The following is a 21315-nucleotide window of genomic DNA, read 5'->3' as shown; positions in this document are numbered from 1 at the left end:
AAGGTCACGTAGCGCGGCTCGTTGAGGCGCAGGTCGGTCGTGATGACGGCCGGCAGCGTGAGCGAGACGGTCTCGAGGCCGCCGTCGACTTCACGCGTCACGTTGGCCTTGTCACCGGCGACTTCGACCTTGCTCGCGAAGGTGGCTTGCGGCAGGTCGGCCAAGGCAGCCAGCATCTGGCCGGTCTGGTTGGCATCGTCGTCGATGGCCTGCTTGCCGAGGATGATCAGCTGCGGCTGTTCCTTGTCGACCAGCGCCTTGAGCAGCTTGGCGACGGCCAGCGGCTGCAGTTCTTCCGAGGTCTCGACCAGGATGCCGCGGTCGGCGCCGATGGCCATCGCGGTGCGCAGGGTTTCCTGCGACTTGGCGTCGCCGCACGAGACGGCGATGACCTCGGTCACCACGCCCTTCTCCTTCAGGCGCACGGCCTCTTCGACGGCGATCTCGTCGAAGGGGTTCATGCTCATCTTGACGTTGGCGATGTCCACGCCCGTGCCGTCGCTCTTGACGCGCACCTTCACGTTGTAGTCGACGACCCGTTTGACGGGCACGAGAATCTTCATGGCTGGTCCTTCAATGAAAACGGAGGAGGTTCACTCGAGCTTCGCGCCCGACTGGTTGATGAGGCGTTCCCAGATCGGCCGCTCGGCCTTCCAGGCGGCGGCGAAGAGTTCGGGCGAGCTGTCCTTGAGCTCGAAGCCCATGGCCGCGATGCGCTCGCGCACGTCGGGCTGCTGCGAGGCCTTGCGCACTTCCTCGGCGATGCGGTCCACGATGGGCTTGGGCGTCTTGGCGGGCACCGCGAAGGCGAGCCAGCCGGTCACGCGGTAGGCCTCGTCCTTCAAGCCCTGCTCGGCCATCGTCGGCACGGTGGGCAGCGCGGCCATGCGGCGCTCGCCGCTCACGCCGATGGCCCGCACCTTGCCCGCGTCGATGTGCGGCTTGGCGACCAGCGCGCTCGCATAGGCCATCTGGATCTGGCCGCCGATCAGGTCCTGCATCATCGGCGCCTCGCCCTTGTAGGCGACGTGGTTCATGTCGGCCTGCTGCGTGAGGCTCATGTGCGCGCCCGCCAGGTGCGGGTAGGCGCCCACGCCGTAGGAGCCATAGGCGACCTTGCCCTTGTTCGCGGCCACGTACTTCAGCAGTTCGGGCGCGGTCTTGGCCGGCACGCTCGGATGCACCACCAGCACCAGCGGCCCCATCGCCACCTGGTAGACCAGCGTGAGGTCGCGCTGCGTGTCGTAGGGCAGCTTCTCGTAGAGGAACTCGTTGGTCAGCAGCGAATTGCTCAGCGAGAAGACGATGGTGTAGCCGTCGGGCGCTGCCTTGGCGACCATGTCGGTGCCGATGATGCCGGCCGCGCCGGGCTTGTTGTCGATCACCACGGGCTGGCCGAGGCCGGCCGCCATCTTCTGGCCCAGCACGCGCGCGAGCACGTCGGTGGCGCCGCCTGCCTGGAAGGGCACGACCATGCGGATCGGCTTGTTCGGATAAGGCGCCTGGGCCTGGGCCGGCGCATGGGCCAGCGCGAGCAGCGCGGCGGCGGTTGCGGTGGTGGCGCGCAGCAGCGCGCGACGGGTCGGGTGTCGGGTGATGGTCATGGTGTCCCTGATGGTTCTTGGGGTCGGAGAAACGAAAGGCGGCGGGCCGTGCGCTGCGGCCCGCCGTGCGGCGGCTTCAGGCCGTCGCGACGCGGGTCTTGAAAGGCAGCGGCTCGAGCGCCTGCTGCAGCCGCTCGGCTAGCGCCGCGGCCTGCGCGCCGGCGGCGGCGGGGTCGATCGTCACGCGCACCAGGCTCTCGCCCTCGTGCGTCACGCTCGGGCGCGCGGCCTCGGGCAGGCCGAGTTCGGCGCACAGCTCGGCCACGGTGGCGGCCACCACGCGGCTCGCGGCCATGGCGCGCAGCTCGGGCTTGTAGATCTTGCCGACGTTGGTCATCGGCAGCGCATCGACCAGCGCCACCCACTTGGGCTTGGCGGGAGCCTCGTCGACGCGCGCGGCGGTGAAGGCCAGCAGCTCGTCTTCGGTGGCGGCGCCGCCGGGCACCAGCGTCGCGAACACCACGGGCAGCTCGCCCGCGTAGGCATCGGGCGCGCCGACCGCGGCGCAGACCTGCACCGCCGGGTGGGCGCTCAGTGCGTCCTCGATCACCTTGGGATCGATGTTGTGGCCGCTGCGGATGATCAGGTCCTTCGAGCGGCCCGTGAGGTTGAGCCGCTCCTCGCTGTCGATCCAGCCGAGGTCGCCGGTCGCGAGCCAGTCGTCGGCCGTGAAGGCCTTGGCGTTGTCGGCCGGATCGACGAAGCCCGAGAACACGTTGGGCGACTTGAACAGCACCATGCCGGTCTCGCCGCGCGCCACTTCGCGATCGCTTGCGTTGCCGTGCTCGTCGAGCGCCACCACGCGCATCTGCATGTAGGGCAGGCGAAAGCCGACGCAGCCCGCGGGACCGTCGACGCCGGGCGGCGTGATGGTCGAGATGCCGGCCATCTCGGTCATGCCCAGGCTTTCGTGCACGTGCAGGCCGAACAGGCGCTCGAAGCGCGCGGCGAGTTCGGGCGAGAGCACGGCCGCGCCGGTGCGGCAGTAGGTGATCGAGGAGATGTCGGCGCCGTCGAGCGGCACGTTGGCCAGTGCGGCCAGCACCGTGGGCACGGCCGACAGCGAGGTCGGGCGGTACTTCGCGACCAGCTTCCAGTAGTTGGCCAGCACCTGCTTGTTGCGCAGCAGCGAGGGCGTGGGAATCACCACCTCCACGCCGGCCGACAGCGACGCCAGCGAGGCCGGCAGCACGCCCGCGACGTGGAACAGCGGATAGCCGTTGATCGAGATGCCGTGCTCGTTCATGCCCGCGACCTGCACGCTGGCCCAGGCGGTGAACACCTGCGCGCCATGGCTGTGGCGCGCGAGCTTGGGCGCGCCGGTGGTGCCGCCGGTGTGGAAGTAGGCGGCGATGTCGCTCGAGGCGATGTCGCGGCCGCTCACGAGGCGGTCATCGGGTTGCGCCACGCGCAGCACTTCGAAGTCGGCCACGCCCTCGGGCAGCGCGCCCGCCGCGCCCGGCGCCTCGTCGTGCGGCGCCACGCGCAATAAGGTGGTGAGCCCGGGCACCTGGCCGCGCAACCGCAGGGCCTTCGACCACATGCCCGACTCGGCGTCCGAGCCGTAGGCGATCAGCACCTTGGCGCGGGCCGCGGTCATCAGCGCGACCAGCTTCTCGTCGGTGAGCAGCGGATTGAGCGGCTGCACGATGCCGGCCGCCTCGCCGCCCCAGAGCGCGAGGTGGTATTCGAGGCAGCCCGGCAGCAGCACCGCCACCGCGTCGTTCGGGCCCACGCCCAGGTCGTGCAGCAGGTTCGCGGTCTGATGGATGCGCGCGAGCAGCTCGGCATACGACCAGCGGATCGGCGCATCGTCCGGGTTGCCGGTGCGCAGGAAGGTCAGCGCCGTCTTGTCGCCGAAGGCATGGCCCGCGTTGCGGAAGATCTCGTAGGTGCTGCGCACCGTGAGCGCCTGCGCCAGCGGCGTCTGCTCGAGCGCGTGGATGTCGGCGAGGCTGCGCACGGGGCGCGCGGGCCGGAACGGCGCGCCCACGGGCGTCGCGTAGTCGTTGTCGTGCCGGTCGTTCCTGTCGGTCATGGCCTGTCTCCTTGTTCCCTTGAAATCGTCGCCGTGTCGGCCCGGCTGTTTTACTGGTTCGTGATGTGGTTGTCGCGGATGACCTTGCCCCAGCGCTCGAAGTCCTGGCGCATGCGCTCGGCGGTCTGGTCGGCGGTGCGGTAGGCCGCGAACGAGCCCACGCCCTGCAGCTTCTCCTGCACTTCCTTGTCGGCCAGCGCCTTCTTGAGTTCGGCGCTCATGCGCTCGACCACGTCCTTGGGCGTGCCGGCCGGTGCCAGCAGGCCGCCCCACGAGGTGGCGTCGAAGCCCGGGAAGCCCTGCTCGGCCACCGTCTTCACGTCGGGCAAGAGGCTCACGCGTTGGCCCGAGCCGACCGCGATGGCACGCAGCTTGCCCGCGCGGATGTGCGGGATCACGGCCACCAGGTCCGAGAACATCGCGGGCACCTGGCCGCCGATCAGGTCGGTCACGGCCGGCGCGCTGCCGCGGTAGGGCACGTGCTGCATCTCGAACTTGCCGATGTTCTTGAGCTGCTCGGTCGTCAGGTGGCCGAAGCTGCCGGCGCCCGCGGTCGTGTAGTTGAGCTTGCCGTTCTCGGCCTTGGCCTTGGCGATCAGGCCCTGCAGGCCGGTCACCTCGGGCAGCGCCTTGGGATTGACCACCAGCACGATCGGCAGGTCGTAGACGCTGCCCACGGGCGTGAAGTTCTTGAAGATGTCGTAGCCGGTCGGGCCGTAGAGGTGCGAGGCCAGCAGCGTGGGCGTGGCCAGCATCACGAAGGTGTAGCCGTCGGCCGGCGCGCGCGCGGCGGCAGCCGCGCCCACGGTGCCCGAGGCGCCGCTGCGGTTGTCGATCACGATGTTCTGGCCGAGCGCGGCCGACATCTTCTGCGCCACGATGCGCGAGGCCACGTCGGTGGGACCACCGGGCGGGAAGGGCACGATCAGCGTGATCGGCTTGGCCGGCCAGGCCTGCGCGAAGGCGGCACCGGCGGCGAGGGGAAGGGCGAGCGCGAGGAGTGCACGGCGAAGAGGACTGCGGAGGGGACGGAGAGAGAGGGAGGCCATGACTTCTGCTTCAGGGGAACAAGGTGGCGCCGTCAGACGACGCCGCTGCTTTTCAGCGCTGCCAGCTTTTCATCCGACAGGCCGAGCAAGGACTGGAGCACGTCGTGCGTGCCTTCGCCCAGGGTGGGCGGCGCGCTGCGCACCGGCAGGCGCTCGCCATCGAAACGGTAGGGGGGCGCGAGCACGTCGACCGTGCCCGCGACCGGATGCGGCTGACGCGTGACCAAGCCGGCGTCGGTGGCGCGCTTCGATTGCAGCGCCTCGAGCAGGCCCAGCACCTCGCCGCAGGGAATGCCGGCGGCACTGAGTTTTTCGAGCAGCGCGGCGCGCGGACGCTTCGCGAGTTCGGCATGCAGTTGCGGCAGCAGCACCGCGCGGTTGGCCGAACGCAGGATGTTGGTCTTGAAGCGCTCGTCGGCCGCGAGGTCGGGCCGCTCGATCACCTCGGTGCAGAAGCGCGCGAACTGCGCGTTGTTGCCCACGGTGATGACCAGCGGGCCGTCGGCCGCGTCGAACACGCCGTAGGGCACGATCGAGGGATGCGAGTTGCCGTAGCGCGGCGGGTCCTCGCCCAGCAGCAGCGCCTCGAGGCCGTAGTAGGCGGTGATCATCAGGCCGCAGTCGAACAGTGCCATCTCCACGTGCCGGCCGCGGCCGGTCTTCTCGCGCTGGTAGAGCGCGGCCAGGATGGCCTGCGCCGAGTACATGCCGGTGAACAGGTCGACGGCCGCCACGCCGAACTTGAGCGGCGGCTGGTTGGCCTCGCCGTTGAGCGCCATCAGGCCGGCCTCGCCCTGCACCACGAGGTCGTAGCCGGGGCGCGCGGCCTCGGGGCCGGTGCGGTCGTAGCCCGAGATCGAGCAGTAGATGAGGCCGGGATGCTCCTGGCTCAGTTGCTCGTAGCCCAGGCCCAGCTTGTCGATGCCGCCGAACTTGAAGTTCTGGATCAGCACATCGCACTGCTTCGCGAGATCGCGCGCGAGCTGCTGGCCCTCGGGCGTCTGCAGGTCTAGCGTGACCGAGCGCTTGTTGCGGTTGACGCTGTTGAAGTAGGCGGTCTCGGTCTTGCCGACGCGCAGGCCCCAGTCGCGCGTGTCGTCGCCGCGGCCCGGGTGCTCGACCTTGATGACCTCGGCGCCCATGTCGGCCAGCACCATGCCGCACCAGGGGCCCGCGAGGATGCGGGACAGGTCGAGGACGCGCACGCCGGCGAGCGGCAGCGAGGAATTCAGCGAGGGCATGGTGGCTCCGGAAAGACGTGAGACCTCGGCGCGGGTGCGCGCGAGGCCGGGGAAGAAGCGGTGGCGGCCAGCGTCAGGACGCGTCCTGCCGGCGCTGCCGCAGCGCGGCGAAGTCGGCCTTGCGCTTGCCGAGGAAGGCACCGATGCCTTCGGCGGCCTCGGCATCGGCCTGCGACTCGACCATGTAGACGGCCTCGGCCTCGAGTTGTTCCTCGAGCGTGGCGCGGTGCGCCTGGCGGCACAGCGACTTGATGCGCGCGCTCGCGCGCTGCGGGCCGTTCGCGACCTTGGCCGCGAGCGCGATCGCCTCGGCCAGTGCCGCGCCCTTGTCGGTCAGGCGGTTGACCGCGCCCAGCGCATGCAGGCGCTCGGCCGGCAGCCGGTCGCCGGTCAGGCACAGCTCGGTCAGCAGCTGGCGCGAGACGAACTCGGACAGGAAGGCGGTGGCGCCGCCATCGGGCGTGAGGCCGACCTTGACGTAGGCCACGGTGTAGAAGGCATCGCGTGCCGACACGAGCATGTCGCAGGCCAGCGCCATCGACAGGCCCGCGCCCGCGGCGCCGCCCTCGACGGCCGCGATCACGGGCTTGCCGCTGTCGCGCAGCGCGCGGATCAGGTTGTGCAGGCCCTCGAGCTTCTCGCGGCGTTCCGAGGCGGGCAGCTCGCGGCGCTTGGCCAGCAGGTTGAGGTCGCCGCCCGAGCAGAAGAAATCGCCGGCGCCGGTGAAGACGATGGCGCCGACCTCGGGGTCGTCCTGTGCATCGGCCAGCGCGGCCGCGAGTTCGGCATACAGCGTGGGCGTGATCGCGTTGCGCGCGCCGGGGTTGCTGTTGGTGAGGATGCGCACGGCACCCTCCTGCGAGATCAGCACGGTCTTGTCGTTGCTCATGCCGCCACATCCTTGCCGGATGCCTTGCCGAGTGCGATGTAGCGCTGCAGGTGATGGTCCTCGTCGCCGAGCTGGTGGTCGATCATCACGAGGCGCTTGGCGTAGTGGGGCAGCGGCAGTTCCCAGGTCATGCCGATGCCGCCGTGCATCTGGATGCTTTCCTCCGCCACCAGCGCGCCGATGCGGCCGATGCTGAACTTGGCGGCCGACAGCGCGCGCTCGCGCGCGAGGCGGTCGCTGCCGTCGATGGCGGCCGCGGCATTGATGACCGCCGAGCGCGCCTGCTCGATCTCGAGCAGCAGGTCGGCCATGCGGTGCTGCAGCGCCTGGAAGCTGCCGATCAGCGTGCCGAACTGCTTGCGCGTGCGCAGGTAGTCGAGCGTGGCGGTCTTGGCCGCCTCCATCGCGCCCACGGCCTCGGCGCACAGCGCGAGCACGCCGCGGCCGATGGCGCGCTCGAGCGTCGCGGCGCCCTGGCCCTCGGCGCCCAGCAGTGCATCGGCGGGCAGCTTCAGGCCGTCGAACGAGAGTTCGGCGACACGGCCGCCGTCGATCGAAGGGCAGCCGCGCACGGTGAGGCCTGCCGTCTTCGCGGGTACGAGGAACAGCGAGATGCCGGCTTCGTCGTCCACGTTGCCCGAGGTGCGGGCCGAGACCAGGAACAGGTCGGCCTGCTCGCCTTGCGGCACCACGGCCTTGGCGCCGTTGAGCACCCAGCCGTCGCCGCTGCGCTCGGCCTTGGTTTGCACACGCGTGCGTTCGTAATGCGTGTCGGCCTCGTCGTGGGCGAAGGCCGCGACGGTCACGCCATTGATGATGTCGACCAGCTTCTCTTTTTGCGCATCCGTGCCGGCCGCGCCGAGCGCCTCGCCGACCATCACCGCGCCCAGCAGCGGCTCGACCACGAGGCCGCGGCCCAGGGCCTCGAAGACCACGGCGATGTCGAAGCCGCCGCCGCCGAAGCCGCCATCGGCCTCGCCGAACAGCGCGCCGATCACGCCGAGTTCGGCGAACTGCTGGAAGATCTCCTTGCTGAAGCCGTGCTCGGACTTCGCGATGCGGTCGCGCGCATCGAAGGCGTACTGCTCGCTGATGAAGCGGTTCAGGCTGTCGGCGAGCATGCGCCGGTCTTCGCTGTGTTCGAAGTTCATTGCATCTCTCCTTACAGGCCCAGGATCATCTTGCTGATGATGTTCTTCTGGATCTCGTTCGAGCCGCCGAAGATCGACAGCTTGCGGTTGTTGAAGTAACGCGAGGCGGCGGCCGAGGCGTAGGTCGGGCCGAAGGTCTCGCCGGTGAAGCCATCCTTCAGCGCCTCGGCGATGAAGGGGCGGCCGTGCACGCCCATCGCGCGGCGCGCGAGCGACGAGATCTCCTGGCGGATCTCGGTGCCGCGGATCTTGAGCATCGAGCTCTCGGCGCCCGGCACGCCGCCGCCGGCCACCGCCGCGATCACGCGCAGGTTGGTGGTCTTCATGTTCTCGAGGTCGATCTCCACGCGCGCCAGGCGCGCCGCGAAGGCCGGGTCTTCCGACAGCGGCTTGCCGTTCTTCGTCTGCGTGGCGGCAATGCCCTTGAGCTGCTCGAGCGCGGCCACCGAGAAGCCCACGCCCGCGATGTTGGTGCGCTCGTAGGTCAGCAGGTACTTGGCGCAGGTCCAGCCCTTGTTCTCCTCGCCCACGAGGTTCTCGGCCGGCACGCGCACGTCGGAGAAGAACACCTCGTTGACCTCGTGCTCGCCGTCGAGCGTGATGATCGGACGCACTTCGACGCCCGGCGAGCTCATGTCGATCAGCAGGAAGCTGATGCCCTCCTGCTTCTTCGCCTCGCGGTTGGTGCGCACCAGGCAGAAGATCATGTTGGCGTGCTGGCCCAGCGTGGTCCAGGTCTTCTGGCCGTTCACGATGTAGTGGTCGCCCTGGGCATCGATGCCGCGCACGGCCGAGGTCTTCACGGCCGCGAGGTCGGAGCCCGCGCCGGGTTCCGAATATCCCTGGCACCACCAGTCGGCGCCGTTGAGGATGCGCGGCAGCCAGTGGCGCTTCTGCGCCTCGTTGCCGTACTTGATGAGCACCGGCCCGAGCATGTTCACGCCGAAGGGCACGATGCGCGGCGCGAAGGCCAGCGCGCATTCGTTCTCGAAGATGAACTTCTCCACCGCCGTCCAGCCCGGGCCGCCGTACTGCTCGGGCCAGTGGTTGGCGAGCCAGCCGCGCGCGTCGAGGATGGCATGCCATTCCTCCATGTCGGCCTTCTCGAGGATCTTGCCGCCGCGCACCTTGTCCGACAGCCGCGCGGGCAGCTTGTCGGCCAGGAAGGCGCGCACCTCGCCGCGGAAGGCTTCTTCTTCGGGAGTGAAGTTCAGGTCCATCGCGCGCTCCTCAATAGATTTCGAACAGGCCCGCGGCGCCCATGCCGCCGGCGATGCACATCGTGACCACGGCGTACTTGGCGCCGCGGCGCTTGCCTTCGATGAGCACATGGCCCGCGAGGCGCGCGCCGGTCATGCCGAAGGGGTGGCCGATCGAGATCGCGCCGCCGTTGACGTTGAGGCGTTCCGAGGGAATGCCCAGCCGGTCCTGGCAGTAGATCGATTGCGAGGCGAAGGCTTCGTTGAGTTCCCACAGGTCGATGTCCTCGACCTTGAGGCCGTGGCGCGCGAGCAGCTTGGGCACGGCGAACACCGGGCCAATGCCCATCTCGTCGGGCTCGCAGCCCGCGACCGCGAGGCCGCGGAAGGCGCCCAGCGGTTTGATGTTGGCGCGCTCGGCGTCCTTCGCTTCCATCAGCACGCAGGCCGAGGCGCCATCGGAGAGCTGCGAGGCATTGCCCGCGGTGATGAACTTGTCGTCGCCCATCACGGGCTTGAGCTTGGCCAGCGCCTCGTAGGTGGTGCCGCGGCGGTTGCAGTTGTCCTCGGTGGCCGTGACCTCGCGGTGCGTGACCTCCTTGGTCTCCTTGTCGGTCACCGCCATGGTGGTGGTGCAGGCGACGATCTCGTCCTTGTAGCGGCCGGCGAGCTGCGCTTCCTCGGTGCGGCGCTGGCTCTCGGCCGAGAAGCGGTCCTGCGCTTCGCGGCTGATGTTGTAGCGCTGGGCCACGATGTCGGCGGTCTCGATCATCGCCATGTAGAGCGCGGGCTTGTGCTCGACGATCCATGGGTCCATGCCGTTGTCGCCGCTGTCGGTGGCGCTGCGGCTGCGGATCTGCGAGATGCTTTCCACGCCGCCCGCGATCATGGCCGGCGCGCCGTCCACCACGATGCGGCCCGCGGCCATGGCGATCGCCTGCAGGCCCGAGGCGCAGAAGCGGTTGACGGTGGTGCCGGCGATCGAGATCGGCAGGCCCGCGCGCACGATGGCCTGGCGCGCGATGTTGCGGCCGGTGGTGCCCTCGGGATAGCCGCAGCCGAGGATGGCGTCCTCGATCAGCGCCGGGTCGAGGCCCGAGCGCTCGACCGCGGCCTTGACCGCGAAGGCCGCCAGCGTGGGGCCGGGGGTGATGTTGAATTCGCCGCGGTGCGCCTTGGTGAGCGGGGTGCGGGCGGTGGAAACGATGACGGCTTCACGCATGGGGATGTCTCCTGGAGGCTGGCTCTGTGTGATTACTCGGATTGATTGAGGCTCGCGAAGTCGGCGCCGCGCTCGACCAGCTGCACCAGCAGCGGCGACGGCTTCCAGAAGATCGGGTCTTCCTTCGCGAACTCCTGGATGTCGGCCAGCACCTTCGGCAGGCCCACCATGTCGGCGTACTTCATCGGGCCGCCGCGGTGGCGCGGAAAGCCGTAGCCGTAGAGGAAGGTCACGTCGACATCGAGCGGGCGCAGCGCGATGCGCTGCAGCACGACGTTGGCGCCCTCGTTGATCATCGCGGCCATGTAGCGGCGCATGATCTCCTCCTCGGTGAAGGCGCGTGGCGTGACGCCCGCGCGTTCGCGCTCGGCGTCGATGATCGCCAGCACCTCGGGGTCGGGCTGGCCGGTGCGCGCGCCTTCGGGGTAGAGGTAGTAGCCGCGCTGCGTCTTCTGGCCGAACCAGCCGCGCTCGCAGATGCGGTCGGCCACCTGCACGTAGCGCGCCTGCGGGTCGCGCGTGGCGGCCTTGCGCTTGCGCGTGGCCCAGCCGATGTCGCCGCCCGCGAGGTCCGAGACCTGGAACGGGCCCATCGGGTAGCCGAAGTTGCGCACGGCGGCGTCGATCTCGTAGGGCGAGGCGCCGTCCTCCATCATGTGGTCGGCGGCCTGGCGGTACACGGCCAGGATGCGGTTGCCGATGAAGCCGTCGCACACGCCCGCGCGCACCGGCACCTTCTTGAGCTTCTTCGCGAGCTCGAAGCCGGTGGCGACCACGTCGGCGCGCACCTTGGCGGGCACCACGATCTCGAGCAGCTTCATGATGTTGGCCGGCGAGAAGAAGTGCAGGCCCACCACGTCCTGCGGCCGCGAGATGCTGGCGGCGATCTCGTCGATGTCGAGGTAGGAGGTGTTGGTGGCCAGCACCGCGCCCTGCTTGCAGACGCGGTCGAGCTCGGCGAACACGGCCTTCTTCACGCCCATGTCCTCGAACACTGCCTCGACCACGATGTCGACGTCGGCGAGCGCGTCGTACGAGGTCGAGCCCGAGAAGCGTGCCATCACGGCGGCCTTGGCCTCGGGCGTGATGCGGCCCTTGGCGATCAGGCCGTCGTAGACCTTCTCGACGTTGGCGCGGCCGCGCGCGAGCTGGGTGTCGTCGCGCTCGATCATGGTCACGGGCAGGCCGGCGTCGAGCATCGCCACCGCGATGCCCGCGCCCATGGTGCCGCCGCCGACGATGCCGGCCGACGCCAGCGGCCGCGGGCTGGCGGAGCGGGTCTCGGGCGCCTTGAGCACTTCGCGTTCGGCGAAGAAGGCGTGGATCAGGCCGGCGCGCTGCGGGCTGTCGATGCACTGCAGGAACAGCTTGCGCTCGAGCGCCATGCCTTCGTCGAAGGGCAGGGTGAGCGCGCCCTCGACCGCCTCGACGATCTTCATCGGCGAGAACAGGCCGCGGCTCTTCTTCGCGGTGTCGGCGCGCGCGGCCTCGAGGGCGGCGCGGCTGGCTTCCTGGTCGGCCAGCGCGCCGGCTTCGCGCGTGCGGCGCACCGGGGCGTTGGCGGCGATCAGTTCGTTGGCATAGGCCAGGCCTTCGGCGCGGGCGTCGGCGTCGCTGCCGAGGCGGTCGACCAGGCCCAGCGACAGCGCTTCCTTCGCGAGCGCATGGCGGCCGCTGAGCATCAGCTCGATGGCGGGCTTCACGCCGATCAGGCGCGGCGTGCGCTGCGTGCCGCCCGAGCCGGGCAACAGGCCCAGCGCGACTTCGGGCAGGCCCAGCTTGGCGGTGGGCGAGGCTAGGCGGTAGTGGGCCGACAGCGCCACCTCGAGGCCGCCGCCGAGCGCGGCGCCATGGATGGCGGCGATCACGGGCTTGCTGCAGTTCTCGATCTTCAGGCAGGCCTCGGGCAGCGAGGGCGGCTGCGGCGCCTGGCCGAACTCGCGGATGTCGGCGCCGGCGATGAAGTTGCGGCCCGCGCCGACGATCAGCACCGCCTTGGCCGCGGCGTCGGCCTCGGCCGCGCCGATGGCGGCCACGAGGCCGCGGCGCACGTCCACGCCCAGGGCGTTGACGGGCGGGTTGTCGATGGTCACGACGAAGACGTCGCCCTGGCGCTCGAAGGCGACGGGACCGGAGGACGTGGAGGGGCTGGAGGTCGGGGTGGCCATGTGCGTGTCGCTTGTCTCGGTGACGCGCCGGAGCGGCGCGAGGCTCTGGGGAGGTCGAACCCCCTTCCGCGGGCGGCGAGGGTCCTGGGGTGAACCCCGCATTCTTTGCACCCATCCCGGTTTTGACAATTGCATAGTCGGTTGACAGACTGTCAAAGGATTTTTGACAAAATCCGGTCATGGACCTCCAATCGCTGACCCTGCTGGTCGAAATCATCGATGCCGGCAACCTGAGCGCGGCCGCGCGCCGGCTCAAGATGACCCGGGCCAACGTCAGCTACCACCTGAACCAGCTCGAGCGCTCGGTCGGCGCGCAGCTGGTGCGGCGCACCACCCGGCGCGCCGAGCCGACCGAGATCGGCCTGCGCCTGTACCAGCACGGCGTCGCGATCCAGGGCGAGCTGCGCGCGGCGCGCGAATCGGTCACCACGCTGGGCGAGGGGCTGCAGGGGCAGGTGCGGCTGAGCGTGCCCAGCGGCTACGGGCAGCTGGTCATGGCCGACTGGCTGATCGACTTCAAGCGCCGCTACCCGGGCATCGTGCTCGACGTGGTGTTCGAGAACCGCATCGAGGACCTGCTGCGCGACGAGGTCGACATCGCGATCCGCGTGATCCCCGAGCCGCCGCAGAACCTGGTGGCGCGCGCGATGGGCCCGGTGCGCTACGTGGCCTGCGCCTCGCGCGACTACGCGGCGCAGCATCCGCTGCCGGTGCAGCTCGACGGGCTGCACGGCGCGCCGGTGGTCACGGCCGCGGTCATCGGGCGGCAGCTGCGCGTGTCGGCCTACCAGGGCGAGATCCGGCGCGAGGTGGTGCTCGAGCCGACCCTGATCTCGGAGAACTTCCTGTTCCTGCGCCAGGCCATCCTCGCGGGCCTGGGCATCGGCCTGGTGCCCGACTACGTGGTGGCCGAGGACGTGCGCCGCGGCGAGGTGCTGACCACGCTCGACGACTGGCGGCTGTCGATCTTCGGCACCCAGATGTTCATGCTCTACATGCCGAACCGCCAGCACACGCGCGCGATCCGCACCTTCATCGACTACACGCTGGAGCGCGTGCGCGAGGTCAGCCCCGGATCGTGACGTGCGAGTGGAAGCGGTCCGAGGGGCCGCGCAGGCGCTGGAACTCGAAGGGCCGGTCGGCCTCGTCGTGGCCGATGCGCAGCACGTCGACCAGCGCCGAGGCCATCGGCACGCCGAGCAGCGCGGCCAGCGGCGCGTCGGCCAGCGTGGCGCGCGTGAGCATCTCGATGCGGCCGTAGCGGATGCCCTGGCCCTGCAGCAGCTCGGTCAACGACAGCCGCGAGAAATCGGCCCGCACGAAGCGCCGGCCCACATCCTCGATGAGGTGGACGATGCTGTGCAGGATCGGCAGCCGCCCGGTGCTGCGCAGCCGCACCACCTGGAGCACCGGCGTGCCTTCCTCGAGCCGCAGCGCGGTGGCCACGTCGGCGGGCGCGGGCACGAAGCCGAACTCCTTGACCGACGGCTTGCTGCGCGAGCGGCGCTCGGCCATGGTCGCGAGGAAGGACTCCATCGGCATCGGCAGCGGTGCCGAGCGCAACGGCGCCGACACGTAGGTGCCGCGGCCGCGCTGGCGCTTGAGCAGGCCGCGTTCCTCCAGCGACTGCAGCGCGCGCCGCACCGTGACGCGCGAGACGCCGTACTGCGCGCGCAGCTCTTCCTCGGTGGGGAGCTGGTCGCCGTCGCGCAGCCGCCCGCTGGCGACCATGTCCTCGATCAGGGTCGAGATCTGGTGATGCAGTGCCACGCCGGGCTGCCTGTTGAGGTCCATGGGCAAATCTTAGCGGTCGATGACGGGGGCGGGCCGGGGCGTTGGCTAAAAGTATTGATATCAATACAATAGGACCAACAACGCTCCACGACGGCTCACGCCGACAGACCCCGCATGCCCGGCCGCACGCTCTTCGAGAAGATATGGGACGCCCACGTGGTGTCCGACCTGGGCGGCGGCTTCTCGCTGCTGCATGTCGACCGCCACCTGGTCAGCGATCCCGGCAGCAAGGCGCTCGCGGCGCTGCGCCGGCGCGGGCTGCCGGTGCGCCATCCCGAGCTGACCTTCGCGATGCCCGACCACACGGTGTCGACCGCGCCGGGCCGCGAGGGCCACACGCCCAACGCCATCCGCTACCTGGCCGACCTGCGCCACGAGACGCGGCTGCAGGGCATCCGCCTGTTCGACGTCGGCCAGCCGGGGCAGGGCATCGTGCACGTGGTCGGGCCCGAGCTCGGGCTCACGCTGCCGGGCGCCTCGGTGGTCTGCAGCGACAGCCACACCTGCACCCACGGCGCGCTCGGCGCGCTGGCCTTCGGCATCGGCGCCACCGAGTTCCAGCACGTGGCCGCGACCCAGACCATCGTGCTGCAGCGCCCGCGCCAGATGCGCATCCGCTTCGAGGGCACGCTGCCCGCGGGCACCAGCGCGAAGGACCTGATCCTGCATGCCATCGGCCGGCTCGGCGCGACCGGCGCCTCGGGCTGCGCGGTCGAGTACGCGGGAGCGGCCATCGACGCGCTCGACATCGAGGCGCGCATGACGGTGTGCAACCTGTCGGTGGAGATGGGCGGGCGCTTCGGCATCGTCGCACCCGACGCGCGCACGCTGGCCTATGTGCGCGGCCGGCCGTTCGCGCCCAGCGGTGCGCAGTGGGACCAGGCCGCGGCGCACTGGGCCACCTTGCGCAGCGACGACGATGCGGTGTTCGACCGCGAGGTGCGCATCGACGTGTCGGAGGTCGTGCCGCAGGTCACCTGGGGCACGAGCCCGCAGGACACCATCGGCATCGACGCGCGCATTCCCGACCCGGCCGCCGCCAGCGATCCGGCGCAGCGCGCCGCGTGGCAGGCCGCGCTCGACTACATGGGCCTGCGCGCCGGCGATGCGATCGCGGGCACGCCGGTGGACTGGGTGTTCATCGGCTCGTGCACCAATGCGCGCATCTCCGACCTGCGGCTCGCGGCCGAGACCGTGCGCGGCCGGCGCGTGGCGAGCGGCGTGCGCGCCTGGATCGTGCCGGGCTCGGAGCTGGTCAAGCGCGAGGCCGAGGCCGAAGGGCTGGCGCAGGTGTTCCTCGACGCCGGCTTCGAATGGCGCGAGTCGGGCTGCTCGCTGTGCGTGGCGGCCAACGGCGAGGCCGTGCCGCCGGGCCTGCGCGTGGTGTCGACCTCGAACCGCAACTTCGTCGGCCGCCAGGGGCCGGGTGCGCGCACCCATCTCGCGAGCCCGCAGCTCGCGGCCGCCGCGGCCATCGCGGGCTGCCTGGTCGATCCGCGCGCCATGGAGGCCCGGCCATGACCCCGTTCGGCGTGCTCACCGCCATCGCCGCGCCGCTGTGGCGCGACAACATCGACACCGACCTGATCGTGCGCGTCGAGCCGCTGTTCGGCGGCGTGCCGCGCGAGGAGCTCGGCCCCCATGCGCTGGCCGCGCTGCGCTTTCGCGCCGACGGCAGCGAGGACCCGGCCTGCGTGCTGAACCAGCCGCGCTACCGCGGCGCCGGCATCCTGCTGGCGGGCGACAACTTCGGCTGCGGCAGTTCGCGCGAAGGCGCGGTGTGGGCGCTGATGGCGCTGGGCATCCGCTGCATCGTCGCGCCGAGCTTCGGCGACATCTTCCAGGGCAACTGCTTCCAGAACGGCCTGCTGCCGGTGCGCCTGCCGCGCGCGCAGGTGGAGGTGCTCGCGCGCGCCGTGGCCGAGGGCGCCGATGCCGTGCTCACGGTCGACCTGCAGGCCTGCACCGTGCGGCGCGAGGGCCTGCCGACGCTGCCCTTCGTCTTGCCGCCGCGGCGCCGCGAGGGGCTGCTGCGCGGCCTCGACGACCTCGAGCTCACGCTCGCGCGCAGCGCCGAGATCGACGCCTTCCAGCGCCGCGACAGGGCGCTGCATCCCTGGCTGCACCTCGACGGCGCCCGGCGCCCGAGCCTCACCAACGACCCCGCCCCCCATACCCATAAGGAGACACCGTGACGTCCGAACAACCCCCGCGCCTGCCGCCCGTGGCCGCTCGTGCCACCCGCCGCGGCCTGCTGCGCGCCGGCGCCGCCCTCGCCGCGAGCGGCGCATTGCCGCTGCGCGCGCTGGCGCAGGAGCCCGCTTCCGCCTTCCCCTCGCATCCCGTGAAGATGGTGATCCCGCTGCCGCCGGGCGGCGCCACCGACGTCATCGGCCGCCTGCTCGGGCAGAAGCTCGGCGAGCTCTGGCGCCAGAGCGTGATCGTCGACAACAAGCCCGGCGCCGGCACCATCGTCGGCACCCAGGCCATCGCGCGGGCACCGGCCGACGGCTACACCTTCGGCATCGTCATCAGCGCCTTCACCATCAATCCCTCGCTGCGCAACGACCTGCCGTACGACGCCACGAAGGACTTCACGCCGCTTAGCCTGCTGGGCTTCCCGGTGATCGCGCTGGTCGCCATTCCCTCGTTCCCCGCCAACGACGTGGCCGGGCTGATCGCGAAGGCGCGCGCCAAGCCGGGCTCGGTCAGCTATGCCTCGCTGGGCATCGGCACCGCCACCCACCTGGCGGGCGAGATGATGAACGTGCGCGCCGAGACCGGCATGGTCCACATCCCCTACAACGGCAGCGCGCCCGCGTACAACGACCTGCTGAGCGGCCGCGTGCAGGTGGGCTTCGTGCTGCTCGACTCGGCGCTGCCGCACGTGAAGGCCGGCAAGCTCAAGGTGCTGGCCGTGACCAATGCCAAGCGCAGCCGCATCTATCCCGAGTATCCGACCGTTGGCGAGACCATCCCCGGCTATTCGCTCGAGAGCCTGTTCGGCTTCGTCGCGCCGCGCGGCCTCCCCGCACCGATCGCGGCCAAGCTCTCGGGCGACATCGTCAAGGTGATCCAGCTGCCCGAGGTGCGCCAGCGCCTGGCCGAACTCAGCGTCGAGCCCGTGGGCTCGAGCGCGTCCGAGTTCGAGGCGACGATCCGCAGCGAGATCGTGAAGTGGGCGCCGGTGGTGAAGGCGGCGGGCGTGAAGGCCGACTAGTTCAGGGATGCCACAGGTTGCGCGCACGGCCTTCGAGCGGCTCGTAACGCGTGGCCGCGAGCGCATCCGACAGCCTGCGCGCGGCTTCCATCAGCGTGGCCGCATGGCGCGCGAGCTCGCCGGCCGCGGCCGCATCGGCCGGCACCGCCACGCTGAGCGCGCCCAGCACCGTGCCGCGCGCGGCGAACACCGGCGCAGCCACGCTCGCGGCGGCCGCGTCGGCTTCGCCCACGGTCAGGTGATGGCCGCGCCGGCGGATCGCGTCGAGCGCGGCGCCCGGTGCGCCCGAGAACGCGAGGATCACCTGGCCGGCCGCGCCGCGCTCGAGCGGCAACGGTTCGCCGACGCGGCTCGGGCTCACGAAGCCGTCGGCGCCGCGCACGCGCAGCAGGCGCACGCGCTGGCCTTCCTCGAGCGCGAAGAAGGAGGCACTGTGGCCGGTCCGCTCGGCCAGTTGCTGCAGGGCCGGCTCGATCACGTTGCGCAGGTCGAAGGCGCGCTGGTAGCGCGCGCCCAGCCGCGCGGCCGCCGGGCCCAGGCGCCAGGCGCCGCCTTCGAGCGCCACCAGGTAGCCGGCCGTGGCCAGCGTGCGCGCGAGCCGCAGCGCGGTGGGCTTGGCGAGCGCGGTGCGGCGCGCGATCTCGGCCAGCGCGAGCTGCGCGTCGGCCGTGCCGAAGGCATCGAGGATGGCGAGCGAACGCGCCACCGCGGTCACGCCCTCGGCGCGCGGCACGGGCTTGGCTGTGCGGGTGGGAGCGCGTGCGGAGGAGGCCATCGTTTCGCGGAGTGGAACGGCATTGTGCGGCCGCGTTGCGAATCCTAGGCTCGCGGCTTCCCTGGGGCACTGGGCCCCATCGCTCGAACATCCGCAGGAGACTCGCTCATGACATCCACCGCCCCGCTGCGCCGCCGCCTTGGCGCGCTCTTCCTGGCCTGCCTCGCCGCGCCCTCGCTGGCGCTCGCGCAGGCGCCGTATCCGAGCAAGCCGATCCGCCTGGTCGTGCCCTTCGCGGCCGGCGGCGCGGTCGACACCGTGGGCCGCGTGGTCGGCGAGCGGCTGTCGACGCAGATGGGCCAGCCGGTGATCGTGGACAACCGGCCCGGCGCCAACGCCAACATCGGCACCGAGAACGTCGCGCGCTCGGCGCCCGACGGCTACTCGCTGCTGGTGGCGGCCAACGGCGTGGTGACCAACAACACGCTCTATCCCAAGCTGTCGTTCAACGGCCTGCGCGACTTCGTCGCCGTGGCGCGCCTGGGCTATGCGCCGCTGGTGCTGGTGGTGCCGGCCAGCGCGCCCTACAAGAGCGTGCCCGAGCTGCTCGCGGCCGCGCGCGCCAAGCCCGGCGACATGAGCTACGGCTCGGCCGGCAACGGCAGCTCGGGCCACCTGGCCGGCGCGCTGCTGGCGTCGGTCGGCAAGTTCGATGCGCTGCACGTGGCCTACAAGGGCGGCTCGCCCGCGCTGGTCGACCTGATCGCGGGACGCACCTCGTTCATGCTGCTGAACCCGCTCGAGGTGCTGCCGCACATCCAGTCGGGCCGGCTGCGCGCGCTGGCGGTCAGCGGCGCCCAGCGCGCGCCGATGCTGCCGAACGTGCCCACCATGGCCGAGGCCGGCCTGCCGAATTTCGACGCCAGCGTCTGGTGGACGCTGCTCGCGCCGGCCGGCACCGCGCCCGAGGTGGTCGCCAAGCTCAATGCCGAGACGCGCAAGGCGCTGGCCGATGCCGGCACGCGCGAGAAGCTGGGCGCGCTCGGCGCGGTCATCACGCCCTCGAGCCCGCAGGAGGCCGCGGCCTTCCTCAAGAGCGAATCGGCCAAGTGGGAACAGGTGATCCGCGCGGCCGACATCAAGGCCGACTGAGCACGGCGTCGACCTCATGATCATCGACTGCCACGGCCACTACACCACCGCGCCGGCCGCGCTCGAGGCCTGGCGCCGGCGCCAGGTCGAGGCCTTCGGCGCGGGGCAGCCCGCGCCGGCCGCGTCCGAGCTGCGCATCGGCGACGACGAGCTGCGCGAGTCCATCGAGGGCAACCAGCTGCGGCTGATGGACCAGCGCGGCATCGACCTCACCGTCTTCAGCCCGCGCGCGAGCTTCATGGCCCACCACGTCGGCGACTTCGCCGTGTCCTCGACCTGGGCAGCGATCTGCAACGAGCTGTGCCACCGCGTGAGCGCGATGTTCCCCGAGCGCTTCGCGGGCGCGGCCATGCTGCCGCAGTCGCCGGGCGTGCCGGTCGCCTCGTGCATCGCCGAGCTCGAGCGCTGCGTGCGCGACTACGGCTTCGTCGGCGTCAACCTCAACCCCGATCCCTCGGGCGGCTTCTGGAACAGCCCGCCGCTGACCGACCGCCACTGGTATCCGCTCTACGAGAAGATGGTCGAGCTCGACGTGCCGGCCATGATCCACGTGAGCACCAGCTGCAACGCCTGCTTCCACACCACGGGCGCGCACTACCTCAATGCCGACACCACGGCCGTGATGCAGTGCATCCAGGGCGATCTGTTCGCGGATTTCCCCACCTTGCGCTTCGTGATCCCGCACGGCGGCGGCGCCGCGCCCTACCACTGGGGGCGCTTTCGTGGCCTGGCGCAGGAGATGAAGAAGCCGCCGCTCGCGCAGCACCTGCTGAAGAACCTGTTCTTCGACACCTGCGTCTACCACCAGCCGGGCATCGACCTGCTCGCGCGCGTGATCCCGGCCGAGAACATCCTGTTCGCCTCCGAGATGATCGGCGCCGTGCGCGGCATCGATCCCGAGACCGGCCACTTCTACGACGACACGCGGCGCTACATCGAGGCCGCCGCGCTGAGCGCCGACCAGCGCGCGCAGGTCTACGAAGGCAATGCGCGCCGTGTCTTTCCGCGGCTCGATGCGCGGCTGAACGCGCGCGGCCGGCTGTTCGATCCTCAATCACATGCCACGCAAGGAGCCCGTCATGCATGAACTCGGCGTCGTCCATCGCCACATCGAACGCGCCGACGCGCAGGTCGTCGATGCCCTCGCGGCCCTGGGCTCGGCCACGGTGCACGAGGCCATGGGCCGGGTCGGCCTGTTCGCGCCGTACATGCGGCCGATCTATCCGGGCGCGCAGGTCAGCGGCAGCGCCGTCACCGTGCTGCTGCATCCGGGCGACAACTGGATGCTGCATGTCGCGGCCGAGCAGATCCGCCCCGGCGACATCGTGGTGGCGGCCGTCACCGCGCCGAGCAGCGACGGCTTCTTCGGCGACCTGCTGGCCACCAGCTTTCAGGCCCGCGGCGCGCGCGCGCTGGTGATCGACGGCGGCGTGCGCGACGTGCGCACGCTGCAGCAGATGGGCTTTCCGGTCTGGAGCAAGGCCATCAGCAGCAAGGGCTGCGTGAAGGCCACGCTGGGCTCGGTCAACATCCCGGTGGTCTGCGCCGGCATGTCGGTGCAGCCCGGCGACGCGATCGTGGCCGACGACGACGGCGTGGTCTGCGTGCCGCGCGCGATGGCCGCGGCCACGCTCGAGAAGGCGCGCCAGCGCGAGGCGCTGGAGACGTCGAAGCGCGAGAAGCTCGCGAGCGGCGTGCTCGGGCTCGACATGTACGACATGCGGCCGGCGCTGGCGGCGGCGGGGCTGCGCTACATCGACTGAAAAGGCGCGGCGGGCAATGCCCGACCCGCGCGCATGGCCGCAGGGCCATCTGGGCGACGGGACGGTTAATATCTGTATAAACGTACAGTGTTTTTCCGCCCGCCTGCCCA

The 21315-nt window shown here is 70.9% G+C and carries 19 protein-coding genes; 7 read left to right on the top strand and 12 right to left on the bottom strand.

From position 1 onward, the window contains the following. From BM109_RS39400 to BM109_RS39355, 10 genes are all read right to left on the bottom strand, one after another. Positions 1–563: electron transfer flavoprotein subunit beta/FixA family protein (locus BM109_RS39400; RefSeq protein ID WP_093355644.1), on the bottom strand; the 563-nt coding region annotated here is incomplete at its 3' end. Between the two features lie 30 nt (positions 564–593). Further along, positions 594–1604: a Bug family tripartite tricarboxylate transporter substrate binding protein gene (locus tag BM109_RS39395; RefSeq protein ID WP_093355642.1), complete on the bottom strand. Its 1011-nt coding sequence runs from the start codon at positions 1602–1604 to the stop codon at positions 594–596. 76 nt (positions 1605–1680) lie between these two features. Next, on the bottom strand, positions 1681–3642 hold the full coding sequence (locus BM109_RS39390) for an acyl-CoA synthetase (RefSeq protein WP_093355639.1): 1962 nt from the start codon (positions 3640–3642) through the stop codon (positions 1681–1683). A 50-nt stretch (positions 3643–3692) separates the two neighbouring features. Then, on the bottom strand, positions 3693–4691 hold the full coding sequence (locus tag BM109_RS39385; protein ID WP_093355636.1) for a Bug family tripartite tricarboxylate transporter substrate binding protein: 999 nt from the start codon (positions 4689–4691) through the stop codon (positions 3693–3695). Positions 4692–4723: 32 nt separating this feature from the next. Next, positions 4724–5932 (bottom strand): CaiB/BaiF CoA transferase family protein, encoded by a 1209-nt coding sequence (locus BM109_RS39380; protein ID WP_093355634.1) that lies wholly within the window; start codon positions 5930–5932, stop codon positions 4724–4726. Between the two features lie 73 nt (positions 5933–6005). Then, positions 6006–6821: an oxepin-CoA hydrolase, alternative type gene (locus BM109_RS39375; protein ID WP_093355631.1), complete on the bottom strand. Its 816-nt coding sequence runs from the start codon at positions 6819–6821 to the stop codon at positions 6006–6008. Continuing rightward, complete coding sequence (locus BM109_RS39370; RefSeq protein ID WP_093355629.1) at positions 6818–7972, bottom strand: acyl-CoA dehydrogenase family protein; 1155 nt, start codon at positions 7970–7972, stop codon at positions 6818–6820. The genes BM109_RS39375 and BM109_RS39370 overlap by 4 nt, the downstream gene beginning before the upstream one ends. An 11-nt stretch (positions 7973–7983) precedes the next feature. Next, a complete protein-coding gene (locus BM109_RS39365; RefSeq protein ID WP_093355626.1) occupies positions 7984–9192 on the bottom strand; it encodes an acyl-CoA dehydrogenase family protein in 1209 nt (402 codons plus the stop codon). A 10-nt stretch (positions 9193–9202) separates the two neighbouring features. Further along, complete coding sequence (locus BM109_RS39360; RefSeq protein WP_093355623.1) at positions 9203–10393, bottom strand: acetyl-CoA C-acyltransferase; 1191 nt, start codon at positions 10391–10393, stop codon at positions 9203–9205. 32 nt (positions 10394–10425) lie between these two features. Continuing rightward, the gene (locus BM109_RS39355; protein WP_093355621.1) at positions 10426–12561 is read right to left on the bottom strand and encodes a 3-hydroxyacyl-CoA dehydrogenase NAD-binding domain-containing protein; all 2136 of its coding nucleotides are present in this window, start codon (positions 12559–12561) and stop codon (positions 10426–10428) included. A 179-nt stretch (positions 12562–12740) separates the two neighbouring features. Here BM109_RS39355 and BM109_RS39350 point away from each other — a divergent pair, with 179 nt between their 5' ends. Further along, a complete protein-coding gene (locus BM109_RS39350; protein ID WP_093355618.1) occupies positions 12741–13643 on the top strand; it encodes a LysR family transcriptional regulator in 903 nt (300 codons plus the stop codon). On the opposite strand, the gene BM109_RS39345 is transcribed toward BM109_RS39350, so the two are convergent. Next, positions 13627–14355: a GntR family transcriptional regulator gene (locus BM109_RS39345; RefSeq protein ID WP_093355615.1), complete on the bottom strand. Its 729-nt coding sequence runs from the start codon at positions 14353–14355 to the stop codon at positions 13627–13629. The genes BM109_RS39350 and BM109_RS39345 overlap by 17 nt on opposite strands. Positions 14356–14469: 114 nt before the next feature. Between BM109_RS39345 and leuC the strand changes: the two genes are divergently transcribed. The 3 genes from leuC to BM109_RS39330 are packed head-to-tail and all read left to right on the top strand — an operon-like array spanning position 14470 to position 17575. Next, positions 14470–15876, top strand: a complete 1407-nt coding sequence (gene leuC, locus BM109_RS39340; RefSeq protein WP_093355613.1) for a 3-isopropylmalate dehydratase large subunit — start codon at positions 14470–14472, stop codon at positions 15874–15876. After that, a complete protein-coding gene (gene leuD / locus BM109_RS39335; RefSeq protein WP_093355610.1) occupies positions 15873–16550 on the top strand; it encodes a 3-isopropylmalate dehydratase small subunit in 678 nt (225 codons plus the stop codon). The genes leuC and leuD overlap by 4 nt, the downstream gene beginning before the upstream one ends. Then, positions 16547–17575, top strand: coding sequence for a tripartite tricarboxylate transporter substrate binding protein (locus BM109_RS39330; RefSeq protein ID WP_143129340.1), 1029 nt, complete (start codon positions 16547–16549; stop codon positions 17573–17575). The genes leuD and BM109_RS39330 overlap by 4 nt, the downstream gene beginning before the upstream one ends. A gap of 1 nt (position 17576) precedes the next feature. Here BM109_RS39330 and BM109_RS39325 read toward each other — a convergent pair whose 3' ends face one another. Beyond that, complete coding sequence (locus BM109_RS39325; protein WP_093355605.1) at positions 17577–18350, bottom strand: IclR family transcriptional regulator; 774 nt, start codon at positions 18348–18350, stop codon at positions 17577–17579. 108 nt (positions 18351–18458) lie between these two features. On the opposite strand from BM109_RS39325, the gene BM109_RS39320 reads away from it, so the two are divergent. From BM109_RS39320 to ligK, 3 genes are read left to right on the top strand one after another with little or no spacing between them, the layout of a single operon-like run. Beyond that, the gene (locus BM109_RS39320; RefSeq protein WP_093355602.1) at positions 18459–19442 is read left to right on the top strand and encodes a Bug family tripartite tricarboxylate transporter substrate binding protein; all 984 of its coding nucleotides are present in this window, start codon (positions 18459–18461) and stop codon (positions 19440–19442) included. 16 nt (positions 19443–19458) lie between these two features. Then, positions 19459–20529 (top strand): amidohydrolase family protein, encoded by a 1071-nt coding sequence (locus BM109_RS39315; RefSeq protein WP_093355599.1) that lies wholly within the window; start codon positions 19459–19461, stop codon positions 20527–20529. Next, a complete protein-coding gene (ligK, locus tag BM109_RS39310; protein ID WP_093355597.1) occupies positions 20522–21205 on the top strand; it encodes a 4-carboxy-4-hydroxy-2-oxoadipate aldolase/oxaloacetate decarboxylase in 684 nt (227 codons plus the stop codon). Before BM109_RS39315 ends, ligK begins: the two co-directional genes overlap by 8 nt. Positions 21206–21315 lie beyond the last annotated feature (110 nt).

The organism is Variovorax sp. PDC80 (genome assembly GCF_900115375.1).
In the GTDB taxonomy this organism is placed as follows: domain Bacteria; phylum Pseudomonadota; class Gammaproteobacteria; order Burkholderiales; family Burkholderiaceae_C; genus Variovorax.
Note: the sequence above shows the minus strand (reverse complement) of the source record. Positions and strands in the feature narration are given on the sequence as shown.

Bases quoted from the DNA above. Each gene is read 5' to 3' on its own strand.
- BM109_RS39395 (WP_093355642.1), bottom strand. From the start codon at position 1,604: ATGACCATCACCCGACACCCGACCCGTCGCGCGCTGCTGCGCGCCACC.
- BM109_RS39390 (WP_093355639.1), bottom strand. From the start codon at position 3,642: ATGACCGACAGGAACGACCGGCACGACAACGACTACGCGACGCCCGTG.
- BM109_RS39385 (WP_093355636.1), bottom strand. From the start codon at position 4,691: ATGGCCTCCCTCTCTCTCCGTCCCCTCCGCAGTCCTCTTCGCCGTGCA.
- BM109_RS39380 (WP_093355634.1), bottom strand. From the start codon at position 5,932: ATGCCCTCGCTGAATTCCTCGCTGCCGCTCGCCGGCGTGCGCGTCCTC.
- BM109_RS39375 (WP_093355631.1), bottom strand. From the start codon at position 6,821: ATGAGCAACGACAAGACCGTGCTGATCTCGCAGGAGGGTGCCGTGCGC.
- BM109_RS39370 (WP_093355629.1), bottom strand. From the start codon at position 7,972: ATGAACTTCGAACACAGCGAAGACCGGCGCATGCTCGCCGACAGCCTG.
- BM109_RS39365 (WP_093355626.1), bottom strand. From the start codon at position 9,192: ATGGACCTGAACTTCACTCCCGAAGAAGAAGCCTTCCGCGGCGAGGTG.
- BM109_RS39360 (WP_093355623.1), bottom strand. From the start codon at position 10,393: ATGCGTGAAGCCGTCATCGTTTCCACCGCCCGCACCCCGCTCACCAAG.
- BM109_RS39355 (WP_093355621.1), bottom strand. From the start codon at position 12,561: ATGGCCACCCCGACCTCCAGCCCCTCCACGTCCTCCGGTCCCGTCGCC.
- BM109_RS39350 (WP_093355618.1), top strand. From the start codon at position 12,741: ATGGACCTCCAATCGCTGACCCTGCTGGTCGAAATCATCGATGCCGGC.
- BM109_RS39345 (WP_093355615.1), bottom strand. From the start codon at position 14,355: ATGGACCTCAACAGGCAGCCCGGCGTGGCACTGCATCACCAGATCTCG.
- leuC (WP_093355613.1), top strand. From the start codon at position 14,470: ATGCCCGGCCGCACGCTCTTCGAGAAGATATGGGACGCCCACGTGGTG.
- leuD (WP_093355610.1), top strand. From the start codon at position 15,873: ATGACCCCGTTCGGCGTGCTCACCGCCATCGCCGCGCCGCTGTGGCGC.
- BM109_RS39325 (WP_093355605.1), bottom strand. From the start codon at position 18,350: ATGGCCTCCTCCGCACGCGCTCCCACCCGCACAGCCAAGCCCGTGCCG.
- BM109_RS39320 (WP_093355602.1), top strand. From the start codon at position 18,459: ATGACATCCACCGCCCCGCTGCGCCGCCGCCTTGGCGCGCTCTTCCTG.
- BM109_RS39315 (WP_093355599.1), top strand. From the start codon at position 19,459: ATGATCATCGACTGCCACGGCCACTACACCACCGCGCCGGCCGCGCTC.
- ligK (WP_093355597.1), top strand. From the start codon at position 20,522: ATGCATGAACTCGGCGTCGTCCATCGCCACATCGAACGCGCCGACGCG.